Raw genomic sequence first — 11,683 nt, forward strand, 5'->3', positions numbered from 1 at the left:
TTGGCTTAGAAGTCGGCCCATTCCTGCTCGTAATCAGCGTGGCCCGACCAGATCCCCGCGATTTCGCGCAGGACCGCTTTGTATCCGTGCCACTGCCCTAGCCGGTAGCTCGGATCACTGCCTGGCGTCTCCGGATCAGCGATCTTCTCGGCCCATTGGGCGAACACAACGATCTTGCGTTTGGCCATGCAATCGGCCAGCACGTCAGGCGCATTGCTGGCGGCGGCCTCAACGTCGTCGACTCGCGCCAGGATGAACTCGTGGATAGTCACGCTCACACCATTCCCCATTCGTGGCCGCACAGCCCACAGATCCGGATGACCTCGAACCCGGACTCGTCGACGGGCGGCGGCGGTGTGTGCCGGATGGCGACAGGCTCGAGGTTGCCCCATTCGTAGATTTCTTCGGTGTCGTGGTCGCGTTCCCAGGCGGCGACTGCCTCGGGGTCGGGTGCGGGCAGGGGTGGGCGGATCTTGTGGCATTCGTGGCGCCCGCATATCGGGCACGACGCCAAGGCCGTGAACGGCTGCGGGCCGCGTGGCTCGCGTCTGATTGGTCCCAGATCCATCAGACGCCCGCGCGTTTGTTCGCGCCGGGCGGTGTGCCGGTGCCGTCCCACACCCGCGCGGCCGCGACGGCGGCTAGGAAAGCGGTTCGCTTGGTGCGGGGCGTGCCGTTGTCGTCGGTGCCGAATCCGTAGTAGCACCAGCCCTGTTCGATCGACTCGCGCCCGTTGTGGGGGTTGTCGGCGGGGCGTTCGGTGACGACCAGGCGCTGGTTGTACAGCTGCTCGACGACGTCGAGGCACCGGTGTTCGTCGAGGCGGCGCACGCAGTAGCCGCCCACGAACGGGGTTAGCTCCGTGTCGATCATCGGGTTCCCTTCTGGGGGATGGTGGATGCACACCCGCGTTCCCACCGGTCGCCGTGTCTGGTCCAGCGGCACCACTTGCCAGGTTTGGGCTTTGGTGGCTTCGACAGGGTGATGGTGCCCTTGCAATGGGTGCATTGCCCGCCGGTGAGTAGTCGACGGGCCAGCGCCTCGACGGCCTCGACGGGGCCGGGGTGGTTCTCGGCGGTGATCCGGGTGCCCTGATATTGGGCATGGGCGTACCAGCCGGCCTTTTCCGTGGGTACGTCGTCGTGTAGGTAGCCGATCTCGAGCCCACGGGCGCCCGTGCGGGGAATCAGGGTGATCGCGGCGTCGAACGCGTCCTGGTCCATCTCGATATCAGGCGTCATCGTGCACCCTTTCGGCGGCGGGGAGTGCGGGCTGGTAGTAGGGATTGGTTCGGCCTCGGGCACCGCGGGCTTGAGCGTCCTCGAGGGCGAGGTACCAGGGTCGGCGAGGAATCGCGGTGCGCGTCGCGCTGCGGGCGAGCGCGACGCGCACACGGGCGGCGAACGTCGCGAGCGCGGCGGGCAGCTCGATGCACAGGGTCTGCATCACTCGGACCGCTAGGACGGTGGATATCCAGCGCACGCAGTGGCGTTTCCATGCCCGGTACTTCATGTTCGGGAAATGCTCGGGGGTGCGGGCGAGCTGGCCGCGGCTCACCGGCCGCCGCCCTGGGCGAGCAGATGCGCGAGCTGGTAGCGCGAGTATCGGCCGGTCGGATAGTCCCCCCGCACAACGGGCAGCACGTTGACCAAAGTGGGCGGTTGGACGGGCGGGCGGCGGCGGTGGAGGTAGCGGCGGATGAACTGGGACAGCAGTTTCATGACGTTGCCTTTCGTGAGGCGGTGTTGTCGCGGGCGGCGGCGGCGAGGACGTCGCCGAGGCGGTAGACCTCGGGGTCGCCGGGCCAGAGCTGGCGGTCGGTGATGCGCCCATCGCTGCTCATGTGCCCGCGCGGCGGCACGATGCGTTTGTGCGTCCACCGGTAGAGCGTCGATCGGGCGATGTGGTGGCCGATCGAGGGCAGGACGTGTTCGAGCAGTTCGGCGGCGGTCCATAGCCCGTCTTCGGCGCGGCGCAGCGCGGCCGCCTCGATGTCGGCGACGACGTAGCTGGTGTGGCATCGGGTGCATCGCACGGTTGTTCGGTCGGGTGCTGCGAGCAGCCGGGCACCACAGGTTCGGCCCGCGTCACCGACCTCGGTAGGACAGGGTCCGAGGTAGCGGCGCCGTTCGGGGTCGATCGCGGCCTCTATGCGACGTACCGCGCTACCGATGCGCCGGTACATGATGGCGGCGTCGGGGTGGGTGCGTAGATCCTTCGGGTGGCACGCGCACCAGAGAGCGGCCATCTCCATCGGGGTCGCGGGGGTGGATTCGAGCCGGACCCGGTCGATCCCGGTGGCCCGGGTGGCGGCGCGGTTGTTGAGTACCAGCTGGGCCAGGCCGGGACCGACGGGGGCGCCGGCGACCCCGAGGGCGGCGGCCAGGCGCTGGGTGGTGTCGATCACCGCATCCCGTAGCGCGACCAGTTCTCGGTCCCCGCGGAGCTTGGGGGCGCCGTCGCGCGGGATGAGCTGGACCGGGATGCGGGGTACGGCGGTCAGGTGCACGCGCGGGGTGTCGGGTGCGCCCAGACGCTGTTCCCCGGATCGCATGACAATCAGGTCAGCGACGAGTCCGGGCACCGATTGCAGACGTGCGGTCAGGACACGGGCGCACTTCTGGCACAGTGTCGCCGAACCCCGCACTCGGCACCGGCAGCGGCCACAGGTGCCCCTCATGCCGGGGTCGTCCCCAGGATGCCGACTAGCAGGTTCAGCGCGGTGTCGACGGCGGCGGCGCGCTCGGTGATGTCCATGGTGGCGGCAGCCTCGAACATCTGTTCGTTTCCGCCGTCCACGCCGGTACCGGCCAACACGCGGAACGCTCGCGAAGCGATGGCGTCTATGTCGGGGTCGGTGAGGTTGTCGGGCAGCCCGCCGGTCGTCTTGTGGACGGCGATGCACGCCAGCTCGACGATGCGGGCGGTGCTCGGCGGGTGATCGGCGACGGCGGCGAGTAGGTCGGTCTGGCACGGTGCGCAGCCGTCGAACGCGGCACCCATGAGGTGGCCCAGTAGCGGCCCGTCGACGCCGCGGTCCATCGGGTCGGTGGCGGTGTCGAATCCGTCGTGAACGTGGTCGCGCGTCATGGGGTCTCCTGGGCGTGGGCGGGCTGGTGAACGGGCTGCCACCCGTCGGGGGTGTGCTGGACCAGTTCGGCGGTGGCTGTGCCGCCGTACTTGCGTTGGACGGTGCGGCGTTTCTCGACGTGGGCGTGGGCTTGGTCCGGGCCCAGCCCGGGCAGCTCGAATACTCGAGAGCCCGGGCTGTACCGGTAGCCGTAGGTCATGCAGGTTCGGCGACCGTGGCCGCGAGGGTGGATGGGTGGCTGAGTCGGGCGGCGGCCGCGGCGACGGTCATGAATCCGAAGGTGTCGCCGAGGGCGGCCAGGGCGGCGTCGAGACGGGCGGTGTCGGCGGGGTGCAGTTCGGCGACGATGGACAGGTGGCTGGTAGTCATAGTCATCAGGCTGGCTCTTTCGTGGTTTACGGCGTGTGGGCGTGAAGGTTGATCACTTGGGCACCGGTGCCGCGGATGTTCTCGGCGGCGGTGAGGATGCGTTTGACGGTGTTGTGGCCTACTCCGGTCGCCTTGGCGATGACGGTGTGGCGCGGGCGGGTGTGCCCTGCCTTCGTCTCGGCGTCGGCGGCGGCGATGATCGCGGTGACTTGGTCGATGGGTGTGCGGATGCCTCCTTGTTGGATGAGTTGTTCGGCGAGGTCTCGCACCGGTGTCCGTGCGTGGACACGGACCGGTGCGGGTGTCGGGTTCGCGGCGGGTGCTGTGGCAGGTGCCGTGACCGGGGCGGATGCTGCGGCGGGTGACGTCGTCGCGGCGGGTGCCGTAGCGGGTGACATGGCTGCGGCAGGTGTCGTAGAAGCGGCGGCGGGTGCTGCGGCGGGTGTCGTGATCGGGGTCGGTGCCGTGGCGGGTGTCGTCGCCGTGACCGGTGCCGCGGCGGTGGCCAGTGCGGCCGCGACGCGGGTGGACATGGCGTGATGAATCGCCAGCGCGATCGCGATCATGGCCGGGGCGACGGCGTGCACCGCGGCGTCGTAGAAGTGCCCGGCGGACAAATGCGGGTAGGTGTTCAGCACGACGGTCAGCGTCAGCAGCGCGAGTTCAGCGGCGGTCAGGGTGCGCCGTGACACCGTGATCCCGTGCCCAGCGAGCCGCGGCGCACCGGCCATCACCACGATCAGACAGACGCTGATCATGGCCTCGATCAAGTAACTGAACCAGAACAGCGGATCGCTCATCCCGACCCCGCCGGCGATGTTCTGTTGGACATTGACCGCCGACCAGCCCATGCCCGCGGCGACGACACCACCGAGTGCCCGCCCGGCCCACACCCGGTACCGGTGCAGGTCTGCCAGTTGGGCGGTCGGGCTGGCGGCGCGGCGGTGCGCGGCCAGGGCGGCGGCCGCGGCGAGTTCGTCGCGCAGCTCGATCGCGGCGATCGCGTCGGTGGTTTTGCGGACACGGGCGGCGGCCGCGGCCGCGGTGGCCGCTTCGGCGCGGCGCTGCTCGCGGTCGAGCCGACGAATGGACTCGGCCAGGTCGCGTTCAGCGTCGAGCTCGGCGGCGCTGTAGGCGGCGGTCAGCGCCGGGTCGTCCTGGTATGCGACGTGTTCGCGGGCCCGGGCGACGCGCTCGGGCAGGTCGTCGACGGCGGTGGCGCTCATGTGGTCGGCCCCGTGCTCGGTCCGGCCGCGACCCATTCCCCGATCGGCACCACGCCGCGCATCTGGCGCGTGACGACAGCGGCATCGGGGAGGGCGCCGAGGTCGGTCTGGATGCTGCGCAGCATCGCGGCCAGGGTCGGCGCGATGGTCGCGGTAAAGGTGTGGTGTACCTGGACGGTGCCGGTTTCGTCGGTCCAGCGCACCCCGTACGCGACCCATTCGGGGCTGTAGGTGACCCACGGGAAGGCCGGAAGTACCCCGCCGGTGTCGTAGGCGGTCGGGCGTTGGCTCATCAGCGGTTCACCTCCATCGGGGTGATCGCGTCCCACCAGCGGCGCATCCATCGCGCGTCGCCGAGGGCGGTGTGCGCTTCCTCGACGGTGGGCGGGGCGACTTCGCACAGCTCCGAGAGTCGTCCGGAGTGACGCGGCAGCGCGGTGAGCTCGGCGAGCAGAGACGCGGCGGTGCCCTCGATGGTTTCGACGGTGGATAGTTCGTGCTCGCGGGCGGTCGTGGCGAGGAACCCGAGCACGAAATGCACCTTGGCGCGCAGCCACCCGGCGGCCTCGGTGGAGATGTTGGTCAGGCGGTAGTGCCATGGCTGGTAGTGGTAGCCGTGGCGGTCCAGCATCAGCGAGAGCGTGAGCATGTCGAACTCTGGGTTCAGCCCGACCACGTGGGTGTCCCGGGTCCAGTGCGCCACGATCGCGGCGGCGTCGGCCTCGGTGACGGCGATGACCGTGCCGGGCTCGCTCACCTCGGCGATCTGGTCGACGAGCGCGATCACGGTTGAGCGGTGCTTGCGCAGCTCGTCGCGATGGTTGAGGTTCATCGTCGGCAGTGGCGGGGCGGGCGCGAACCAGACCGCGGGGTGAGTGTCGTCGTCGAGCCGGTGTTCGATGTGGCGCTGGTAGAACCGGTTGATCTCGAGGGCTTCGACCTGGGCATCTGCCATGTCAACACCGGTGATCTGGATCAGGATCTCGCGGTCGACAGCCGGGGCGTCGCCGTCGGTGACGCGCTGGATCAACGCGATCTCCCAGGGCCTACGACGCAAGAAGTGGAGCGAGGTCGTTTCGATGTCCAGGAACGTCGTGGTCTGCTGCGGCATGGGTTCGGGTCCATTTCGTCGACGTGGAGGTTTTGCGGGAATTGCGGGAGGGCCAGGCGCCGGGACGGACAGCCACGGGGGCGATAGCGCGGCGGCGCCAGTCGTCGAGCGTGAGCGGGGTGTGATCGCAGCGGATCGCGGGCAGGCTCAGGGCGACGAGCTCGGGCGGCTCGAGCCGGTAGCCGTGTTCGCACAGCCCGCACCCGTCGCGTTCGGCGGTGTGGGTGGCCAGGTCGGTGATCGTGGCGCGGGCGGTGTCGGCGCACGGACCACAGGGGACGGTGGCGCACTCGGGGCCGGGGACGTGCTCGGGCGGGGCCGGGGGGCGCTCGGCGCGGTCGTCGATGACCGACACCACCGATGGCAGCTCGCTCGTTTCGCGACCACCACCACACGTAACTGGTCGCGTTAGGTGTTCTTTTTCTTTGAACTGGTCAACAACAGAACTAGACGCAACCTCAATAGCAACTACAACACAGGGTGTCGCAGACCCTTTCGAAAAAGCGGGTTCGACGACGGAGTCGGCCCGGTCAGAGTCGGTTTCGGGGGTGGGGTCGGAGACCCTTTCCGAGACCCTTTCCGAGACGGTCTCGGGTGCGGCGCGATCCGGTTCAGGATCGGGGTCTGAGATCGGGGTGGCCAGCCGGGCGGCGCGCTCGCGCAAGTGGTTCTCGGCGGCCATCAGCTCGGCGTCCAGGCGGGCGCACAGCTTCGGATCGGCAGGTCGGTGGACGTCGACGCGCGCCAGCTCGGCCAGCAGCACAGCGGCCAGCTTGGGCGAGCGGACTTGAGCCGCGGAGCGGGCGGCGTTGATCAGGACGAACGGGCGATTGCCGATCTCGTCGGAGAACATGAACTCGCGCACCAGGAATTCCTCGGTGTCGGCGTCGGCGTAGATGTCGCCGGTCACCTCGAGCGCGGCCAGCGCGGCCCACACTTGGGCCTCGGTGGCCGGGGACAGCTTGACCAGCCACCGGCGCACGGTGAGGCGGCCCAGGCCCGCGTTGGTGCATTCGTCTCTCTTGTGCAGGACCAGGAACAGCAGCTTTTCCAGCCACCCGTGCTGGCGGCAGAAATCGTCATCGTCCATGCGGTGTTCCCAGTTCTTGGTGTATTTCCGTCCCATGCGAATGCCTCTCGGGGTGAGACCCGCCGCGCGTAGCGGGGGTCTAGGTCGGTGGGGTGGACGGGTCTGCGATGTCGAACAGGCCGGGCTCGGCCAACCGTTCGGCGCGGCGTGAGGCGGCGCGTTCATGCCGGGCGCACACCGGGCCGATACGTTCGGCTACCGAGGCCGGCGAGGTCATCCAGCCGTGGCACCGGCGGCACTGCACGGCGAGCCGCACCGGCGTCCCGTCCTCGAGGGTCGTGTCGTCGGCGTCGTCATCGGCGTGCATCGCTACCCGTCTCGGTCTGTGCCCTCGGCGTCGTCGACGTCGAACAGGGCTAACTGGTTGTCATCGGGCCGACAGGCCCGGCACAGCAGGTCCCGCGGCACCGGTGCGTCGCTCCGGAACGGGGCCCGGCAGGTCCGGCACTCCATCAGCACCAGCGGGCCGTGGCGCCCGACCCGGTATCGGTGGGGGACCGGGGCCCTCGGGGTGCGTTTCACTCTCACCGGCGGCGGCTCAGGGCCGTCGGGACCGGCGATCACTGCGCGCACTGGGGCCTCCTGGGGGTGTCAGTGCCGGGGTGCGGCCCGGCTCGATGCGGCCATGCGGCCGGTACGGCAGTGGGCGGGAGCGGTGGCGGGGCGCATCACAGCGCGGTACCGACCGACCGGTTCGTGAATCCCGTTGCGCGGTAGTGTGATTCGCGTTTCATGGGTATACTTCCTGGTCGTAGTGGTTATTTCTGTTCGCTGGTTGCCCCCGGTCGGCCGATACCGTGCCGGGGGTTCTTGCTCGCTACACTCGCTCCGGTACGAGCGAGGTTGGGAGCCGAGGGGGTGGCCCGGAAACTGGGCCTTCCAGCCGCTTTCGGGCGGCTCGCGGGGCCACCCCCTCGGACGCCTCACCGCGAGCACGGGAGCCATCCCGCGGTGAGGAAACTCAGGCGATCACCAAGGCTGCGACCAGAACCCGGTCGGCGTCTCGTAGGGGATCGGCTGGGGGGTCAGGTGCAGCAGAGAACGCACCCACGCGCATACGTCGAGATCGAACACAGGAATCACCCCCTCCCCTTGGGTCGTGCCCAGTGCGAGCGCTGAGCGGCGAGATAGGCGGGCGCGATCAGATCCGCGCACCGGCGCAGCGCGGGCACGAACGGATCGTTGATCGCCGTCGAGTCGGGATCAGCGGCCGAAATCACCGTGTCGTCGTCGCCGTTGATCCCGCGGCGCTTGATCGCCGACCAGGTGCGCCCGGCGACATCGCAGGCGAAAACCGTTGCGGCCTCGATGCGGTGCGGCAACGCGTGAACTTCGCCGCGCTCGATCGCGTCCTGTTCTTCGGGCAGCAGCGGGTGATCGGCGTCGAGCTCGAGCCGGTAGCCCTCGACTTGGAACAGGCACGCCACGACCGGGGGGCCCGGTTCCGCGAGCGCCTGGGCGAGCATGTCCGGCATGAGCTTCGCCAGTAGCGTGGGGTACTGCTCGGGCGGGTAGGTAGGCACGATCGCGGCGATCGATCGCGGAAACACGCGGCCGGTCTCGGGGTCGCGGACCAGGAGCATGAAGTGGAACAGCGAGTCCCACTCGTCATGGGCGGTCAACGCGTAGTCGACCGCGCGCTCCATCTCCTCGGCGGGTGGGGCGTGCTCGCCGATCCACCCGAGCTCGTGTGTGTCCGTCACGCGCGCCACCTCCGTGCCAGTTGGATCACCGCACGCCGTGCGAACAGGTACAGGTGCGCGACCGCCACGGCAACACCCAGCAGGATCGCCCACAGGCTCACGGCGAGGAACGCTCCGACATCGATCCAGCCGCTGAGGAACCCGACCCACCCGGCGAGCAGCGTCAACGGGGCGGCCGCCCTGGCCGTGGGACTGGTCAGCGTGAGCCACGTCGAGCGCGGCGCGATGCGGGTCACTGCCCGGCCTCGGTCCGGTGGCGGCCGCCGGTCATCCGGACAGCGATCATCAGCGGCTCAGTGTCGGGGTCGGTGGTCATGTGCAGCCGGTACCGGCGCAGCGCGACCAGGTCCGATACACGCATCCATACGCACACCCCAGCACCGGCGGCCGCCGTCATCGCGACCATGAACATGGCGGTCCACACGACCATGTCGAACGCGAGCGGGGTGGAGTATCCCGCGGCGAGCTGCACGCGGGTAGCGGCGATCACAGCGAACCCGCACACGATCGCGAGTAGGACAGCACGTAGGGAGCGCTGGGTGGCTTGCGAGTAGGTCAGCATGGAATCCCTTTCGGGGTGTGAGCGGCGGTTGCTATCCGGGTCAGTGGGTTTCGCCGCGCGGGTCACGGCGCACCCGTGCTGTTTGCTCGGCGTAGTCGAGCTCATGCAGGGGGCGCACACGGTGAGTGCGGCGGCCGCGGAGCGGGGTCACCGTGGCGGGTACCTCGGCGGCGGTGGCGGCGGCCGCGGAGTCCAGCCGACGGGTCGCCGAGTGGAACTGGCGCATGTCGCGCTGTAGACGTCCGTGCGCGCGCTTCATCGAGACGAGCACCACCACGAAGCCGAGGAACAGGACCAGCCACGCGACGAACGACACCGTGGTCAGCATCGAGCACCGGCGACGGCGGTCATGACGCTGCTCGCTCCGTCTGGGCGGCCTGGGCGGCATCGCGGTCGTCGAGAAACTGCTGTACGGCTTCCCGGTCGAACACGTACGACCCGGTCTCGCCCGGCAGCTTGCCGACAACCGGGACCTGGCCTTTCTGTGCCCAGCGAACAACGGTGGTTTGGTGCACGCCAAGCATCTCGGCGGCCTGGCCCGCCGAGAGTAATGCTGTAGTTGAAGCATCTATTGCCATGGGGCTCAGAATGCCTTAATTACAGCTTCTAAGCAAGCACATACGCAGATCTGGTTTTCGAGTTGCCTTGCCGCAACTACCGCATCCGTTGCTATAGTTAGCGCATGAAGGACCACAGTGGTGACCACCTGGTCAACAACGGCGTAGGGGCGGGCACCAACGAATCCGCCCGTGCGCGAAAGCGTTTCCTTGCGAAGCACGCAGGGAAGACCGACATGGGCCGCGATGAGATGTTCCGGCACCGCGCCGGGACCGTGCCCAAAAGTCAGCGGGTACGGCTCGATGAGCCCGCCGGCGAGCGAGAGGGGCAGCAGGGGAAATGACCAGTGTCATAGTCGGCGTCGTGCCGGAAATCAAGATTCATCAGCGGCTGATGATCGCCCGCCAGTTCGTGAACCAGACGCAGGGGGAGTTTGCGCGCAGCCTCGGCGTTACGACCAGCACCGTTCAGCGCGCAGAGTCCGGGTCAACTCAGCCACGGCGCACCACGCTGATGGCGTGGTCGATGGCGACCGGCGTAAATCTCGAATGGTTGGAAACGGGTCAGGCCCCCCGTCCAGCGGACGAAGGGCCTGACACGAATTCCTTGCTCCCCCATCTGGACTCGAACCAGAAACCTGCCGATTAACAGTCGGCTGCTCTGCCAATTGAGCTATAGGGGATTGCCCTGGGTGGTTAGACTCAGGCGGTCTGCCTTGGCGGGCTGACCGAGATGAAACTTTAGCGCATCGTGTCGCGGGAACCCAAATCGGGGCGCTACCTGCGGACATGCGGCGTATAACGATGTGCTGTCGAACTGTGGCCGGATCGACAGGGGTGGGGCGGCTGGGGCAGGATGGACCCGCACACAGACGTGGGAGGAGCTCCAGGAGATGCTGCGGTTGATCATCGGCGTAGCGGCCGGTTATGTGCTTGGTACGAAGGCCGGTCGGGCGCGCTACGAACAGATCACTGCGGCCTCGCGAGCGGTCGCGGGTAGTCCGGTGACCAGGAAGCTGGTGTCGGTGAGCCGGCAGAAGCTGTCGGACAAGTTGAGCACCCAGCCGAAGCTGGAGCCGATGGAGCCGATCGACGAGCGCACCACGGTGCTGATCCCGCACAACCAGCTGCGCCGCTGAGCTCACTCGGGCAGATGTCGGATCTGGTGGCCGGGTAGCGTCGACACCAAGAGAACTTCGACGTCAGGAACGGCTCGACCTGTTTCCGCACGCCTAATGGTCGAACTGTCTGATCAGCGCCGTGGTTTCACGAGATTCCTTGCGGTTCAGTGCGTTTGCCAGGCAGAGTCGCGCGAGTTCCCGGCCTTGGGTCTCGGGGCCCGGCCACCGGGTTTCGAGTGAGCCATTGCGTGAGCACCGTGATGACCTCGGGGGAGTTCTGCAGGCGGTTGCCGATTTCGGCGATCGTGTCGGTGGATCCGGCCACTCGGCGGTAGTCCGCGAGTAGGCGGGTTGCGGCTGTGTCGTCGGTGGGTGTCAACTGCGGGGGAGTCACTCCACTAGGCTCGGCGAAACTACAGCTCAGACAAACCGATACACGGGGGAATGGTCATGACCGATCCGCACATGAACGCTATCGGCACCGCGACGGTGTCATTGTTCAGCGCCCAGAATCACAGCGACGTAAGTACGGAGCCCGTCGAGACGGTCCCCGGCAACCACCTGCCGACCTTCCTGGCCGCCGCTGTCGAAGACCCAGACCTCACCTGACCGGCCAGCTACGCGCGGAGCGCACTGTGGTAGGTGTACGGCTCGGCGCCGATATCGATGAGCCGTGGCCGCGCGGTGACGACATCGCGCGCGTTCACCCCGTATAGCCGCACTGTCCGGCCATCAGCGTCCACCCGTCCTTCGCCGGGTCGCGGACTGCGAGAACACCATCTCGCTGGAGAACGCGAGCTGGATGGCGAAATGGGGCGAGCGCGCGGAGATCTGACGCCGAGGGTCATCCACT

24 protein-coding genes and 1 tRNA gene are annotated in these 11,683 nt (G+C 68.3%); 4 read left to right on the forward strand and 21 right to left on the reverse strand.

All coding sequences use genetic code 11. The annotated features are described in order from the left end of the window. Positions 1–5: 5 nt before the first annotated feature. The 20 genes from OHS03_RS02300 to OHS03_RS02395 all read right to left on the reverse strand — a co-directional run bounded on the left by OHS03_RS02300 (position 6) and on the right by OHS03_RS02395 (position 9,730). Positions 6–392 (reverse strand): DUF6221 family protein, encoded by a 387-nt coding sequence (locus OHS03_RS02300; protein WP_328660392.1) that lies wholly within the window; start codon positions 390–392, stop codon positions 6–8. Continuing rightward, a complete protein-coding gene (locus tag OHS03_RS02305; RefSeq protein WP_328664538.1) occupies positions 275–568 on the reverse strand; it encodes a hypothetical protein in 294 nt (97 codons plus the stop codon). Before OHS03_RS02305 ends, OHS03_RS02300 begins: the two co-directional genes overlap by 118 nt. Further along, on the reverse strand, positions 568–873 hold the full coding sequence (locus OHS03_RS02310; protein WP_328660394.1) for a hypothetical protein: 306 nt from the start codon (positions 871–873) through the stop codon (positions 568–570). Before OHS03_RS02310 ends, OHS03_RS02305 begins: the two co-directional genes overlap by 1 nt. Next, positions 870–1,241 carry a hypothetical protein gene (locus OHS03_RS02315; protein ID WP_328660396.1) on the reverse strand — a complete coding sequence of 124 codons (372 nt, stop codon included), beginning with the start codon at positions 1,239–1,241 and terminating at the stop codon, positions 870–872. The genes OHS03_RS02310 and OHS03_RS02315 overlap by 4 nt, the downstream gene beginning before the upstream one ends. Next, a complete protein-coding gene (locus OHS03_RS02320) occupies positions 1,231–1,557 on the reverse strand; it encodes a hypothetical protein (RefSeq protein WP_328660397.1) in 327 nt (108 codons plus the stop codon). Before OHS03_RS02320 ends, OHS03_RS02315 begins: the two co-directional genes overlap by 11 nt. Then, on the reverse strand, positions 1,554–1,721 hold the full coding sequence (locus OHS03_RS02325; RefSeq protein ID WP_328660399.1) for a hypothetical protein: 168 nt from the start codon (positions 1,719–1,721) through the stop codon (positions 1,554–1,556). Before OHS03_RS02325 ends, OHS03_RS02320 begins: the two co-directional genes overlap by 4 nt. Continuing rightward, positions 1,718–2,554, reverse strand: coding sequence for a hypothetical protein (locus OHS03_RS02330; protein WP_328660401.1), 837 nt, complete (start codon positions 2,552–2,554; stop codon positions 1,718–1,720). The genes OHS03_RS02325 and OHS03_RS02330 overlap by 4 nt, the downstream gene beginning before the upstream one ends. Before the next feature lie 122 nt (positions 2,555–2,676). Beyond that, the gene (locus OHS03_RS02335; protein ID WP_328660403.1) at positions 2,677–3,090 is read right to left on the reverse strand and encodes a hypothetical protein; all 414 of its coding nucleotides are present in this window, start codon (positions 3,088–3,090) and stop codon (positions 2,677–2,679) included. Then, entirely contained in the window at positions 3,087–3,290 is a 204-nt protein-coding gene (locus tag OHS03_RS02340) for a hypothetical protein (RefSeq protein ID WP_328660405.1), read from the reverse strand. The genes OHS03_RS02335 and OHS03_RS02340 overlap by 4 nt, the downstream gene beginning before the upstream one ends. Next, a complete protein-coding gene (locus tag OHS03_RS02345; RefSeq protein ID WP_328660407.1) occupies positions 3,287–3,460 on the reverse strand; it encodes a hypothetical protein in 174 nt (57 codons plus the stop codon). The genes OHS03_RS02340 and OHS03_RS02345 overlap by 4 nt, the downstream gene beginning before the upstream one ends. Before the next feature lie 26 nt (positions 3,461–3,486). Next, entirely contained in the window at positions 3,487–4,686 is a 1,200-nt protein-coding gene (locus tag OHS03_RS02350; protein WP_328660409.1) for a hypothetical protein, read from the reverse strand. Further along, on the reverse strand, positions 4,683–4,979 hold the full coding sequence (locus OHS03_RS02355; RefSeq protein WP_328660410.1) for a hypothetical protein: 297 nt from the start codon (positions 4,977–4,979) through the stop codon (positions 4,683–4,685). The genes OHS03_RS02350 and OHS03_RS02355 overlap by 4 nt, the downstream gene beginning before the upstream one ends. Continuing rightward, positions 4,979–5,797 carry a hypothetical protein gene (locus tag OHS03_RS02360; RefSeq protein ID WP_328660412.1) on the reverse strand — a complete coding sequence of 273 codons (819 nt, stop codon included), beginning with the start codon at positions 5,795–5,797 and terminating at the stop codon, positions 4,979–4,981. Before OHS03_RS02360 ends, OHS03_RS02355 begins: the two co-directional genes overlap by 1 nt. After that, on the reverse strand, positions 5,733–6,923 hold the full coding sequence (locus tag OHS03_RS02365) for a hypothetical protein (RefSeq protein ID WP_328660414.1): 1,191 nt from the start codon (positions 6,921–6,923) through the stop codon (positions 5,733–5,735). The genes OHS03_RS02360 and OHS03_RS02365 overlap by 65 nt, the downstream gene beginning before the upstream one ends. A 43-nt stretch (positions 6,924–6,966) precedes the next feature. Next, the gene (locus OHS03_RS02370) at positions 6,967–7,194 is read right to left on the reverse strand and encodes a DUF6011 domain-containing protein (protein WP_328660416.1); all 228 of its coding nucleotides are present in this window, start codon (positions 7,192–7,194) and stop codon (positions 6,967–6,969) included. A 772-nt stretch (positions 7,195–7,966) separates the two neighbouring features. Then, positions 7,967–8,590, reverse strand: a complete 624-nt coding sequence (locus tag OHS03_RS02375) for a hypothetical protein (protein WP_328660418.1) — start codon at positions 8,588–8,590, stop codon at positions 7,967–7,969. Further along, entirely contained in the window at positions 8,587–8,826 is a 240-nt protein-coding gene (locus tag OHS03_RS02380) for a hypothetical protein (protein ID WP_328660419.1), read from the reverse strand. Before OHS03_RS02380 ends, OHS03_RS02375 begins: the two co-directional genes overlap by 4 nt. Next, positions 8,823–9,152, reverse strand: a complete 330-nt coding sequence (locus tag OHS03_RS02385; RefSeq protein ID WP_328660421.1) for a hypothetical protein — start codon at positions 9,150–9,152, stop codon at positions 8,823–8,825. Before OHS03_RS02385 ends, OHS03_RS02380 begins: the two co-directional genes overlap by 4 nt. 40 nt (positions 9,153–9,192) lie before the next feature. Then, on the reverse strand, positions 9,193–9,480 hold the full coding sequence (locus OHS03_RS02390; protein WP_328660423.1) for a hypothetical protein: 288 nt from the start codon (positions 9,478–9,480) through the stop codon (positions 9,193–9,195). A gap of 19 nt (positions 9,481–9,499) precedes the next feature. After that, positions 9,500–9,730 (reverse strand): helix-turn-helix domain-containing protein, encoded by a 231-nt coding sequence (locus OHS03_RS02395; RefSeq protein ID WP_328660425.1) that lies wholly within the window; start codon positions 9,728–9,730, stop codon positions 9,500–9,502. A gap of 104 nt (positions 9,731–9,834) precedes the next feature. Here OHS03_RS02395 and OHS03_RS02400 point away from each other — a divergent pair, with 104 nt between their 5' ends. Beyond that, on the forward strand, positions 9,835–10,053 hold the full coding sequence (locus OHS03_RS02400; protein WP_328660427.1) for a hypothetical protein: 219 nt from the start codon (positions 9,835–9,837) through the stop codon (positions 10,051–10,053). Positions 10,054–10,103: 50 nt separating this feature from the next. Then, on the forward strand, positions 10,104–10,358 hold the full coding sequence (locus OHS03_RS02405; protein ID WP_328664055.1) for a helix-turn-helix domain-containing protein: 255 nt from the start codon (positions 10,104–10,106) through the stop codon (positions 10,356–10,358). Here OHS03_RS02405 and OHS03_RS02410 read toward each other — a convergent pair. Next, positions 10,320–10,392 (reverse strand) — tRNA-Asn (locus OHS03_RS02410). The genes OHS03_RS02405 and OHS03_RS02410 overlap by 39 nt on opposite strands. A 210-nt stretch (positions 10,393–10,602) precedes the next feature. On the opposite strand from OHS03_RS02410, the gene OHS03_RS02415 reads away from it, so the two are divergent. Continuing rightward, complete coding sequence (locus OHS03_RS02415; RefSeq protein ID WP_056821808.1) at positions 10,603–10,848, forward strand: hypothetical protein; 246 nt, start codon at positions 10,603–10,605, stop codon at positions 10,846–10,848. A 432-nt stretch (positions 10,849–11,280) separates the two neighbouring features. Then, positions 11,281–11,439 (forward strand): hypothetical protein, encoded by a 159-nt coding sequence (locus OHS03_RS02420; protein WP_328660429.1) that lies wholly within the window; start codon positions 11,281–11,283, stop codon positions 11,437–11,439. Positions 11,440–11,683: the final 244 nt, after the last annotated feature.

Source organism: Nocardia salmonicida (assembly GCF_036142455.1).
Taxonomy (GTDB): domain Bacteria; phylum Actinomycetota; class Actinomycetes; order Mycobacteriales; family Mycobacteriaceae; genus Nocardia; species Nocardia salmonicida.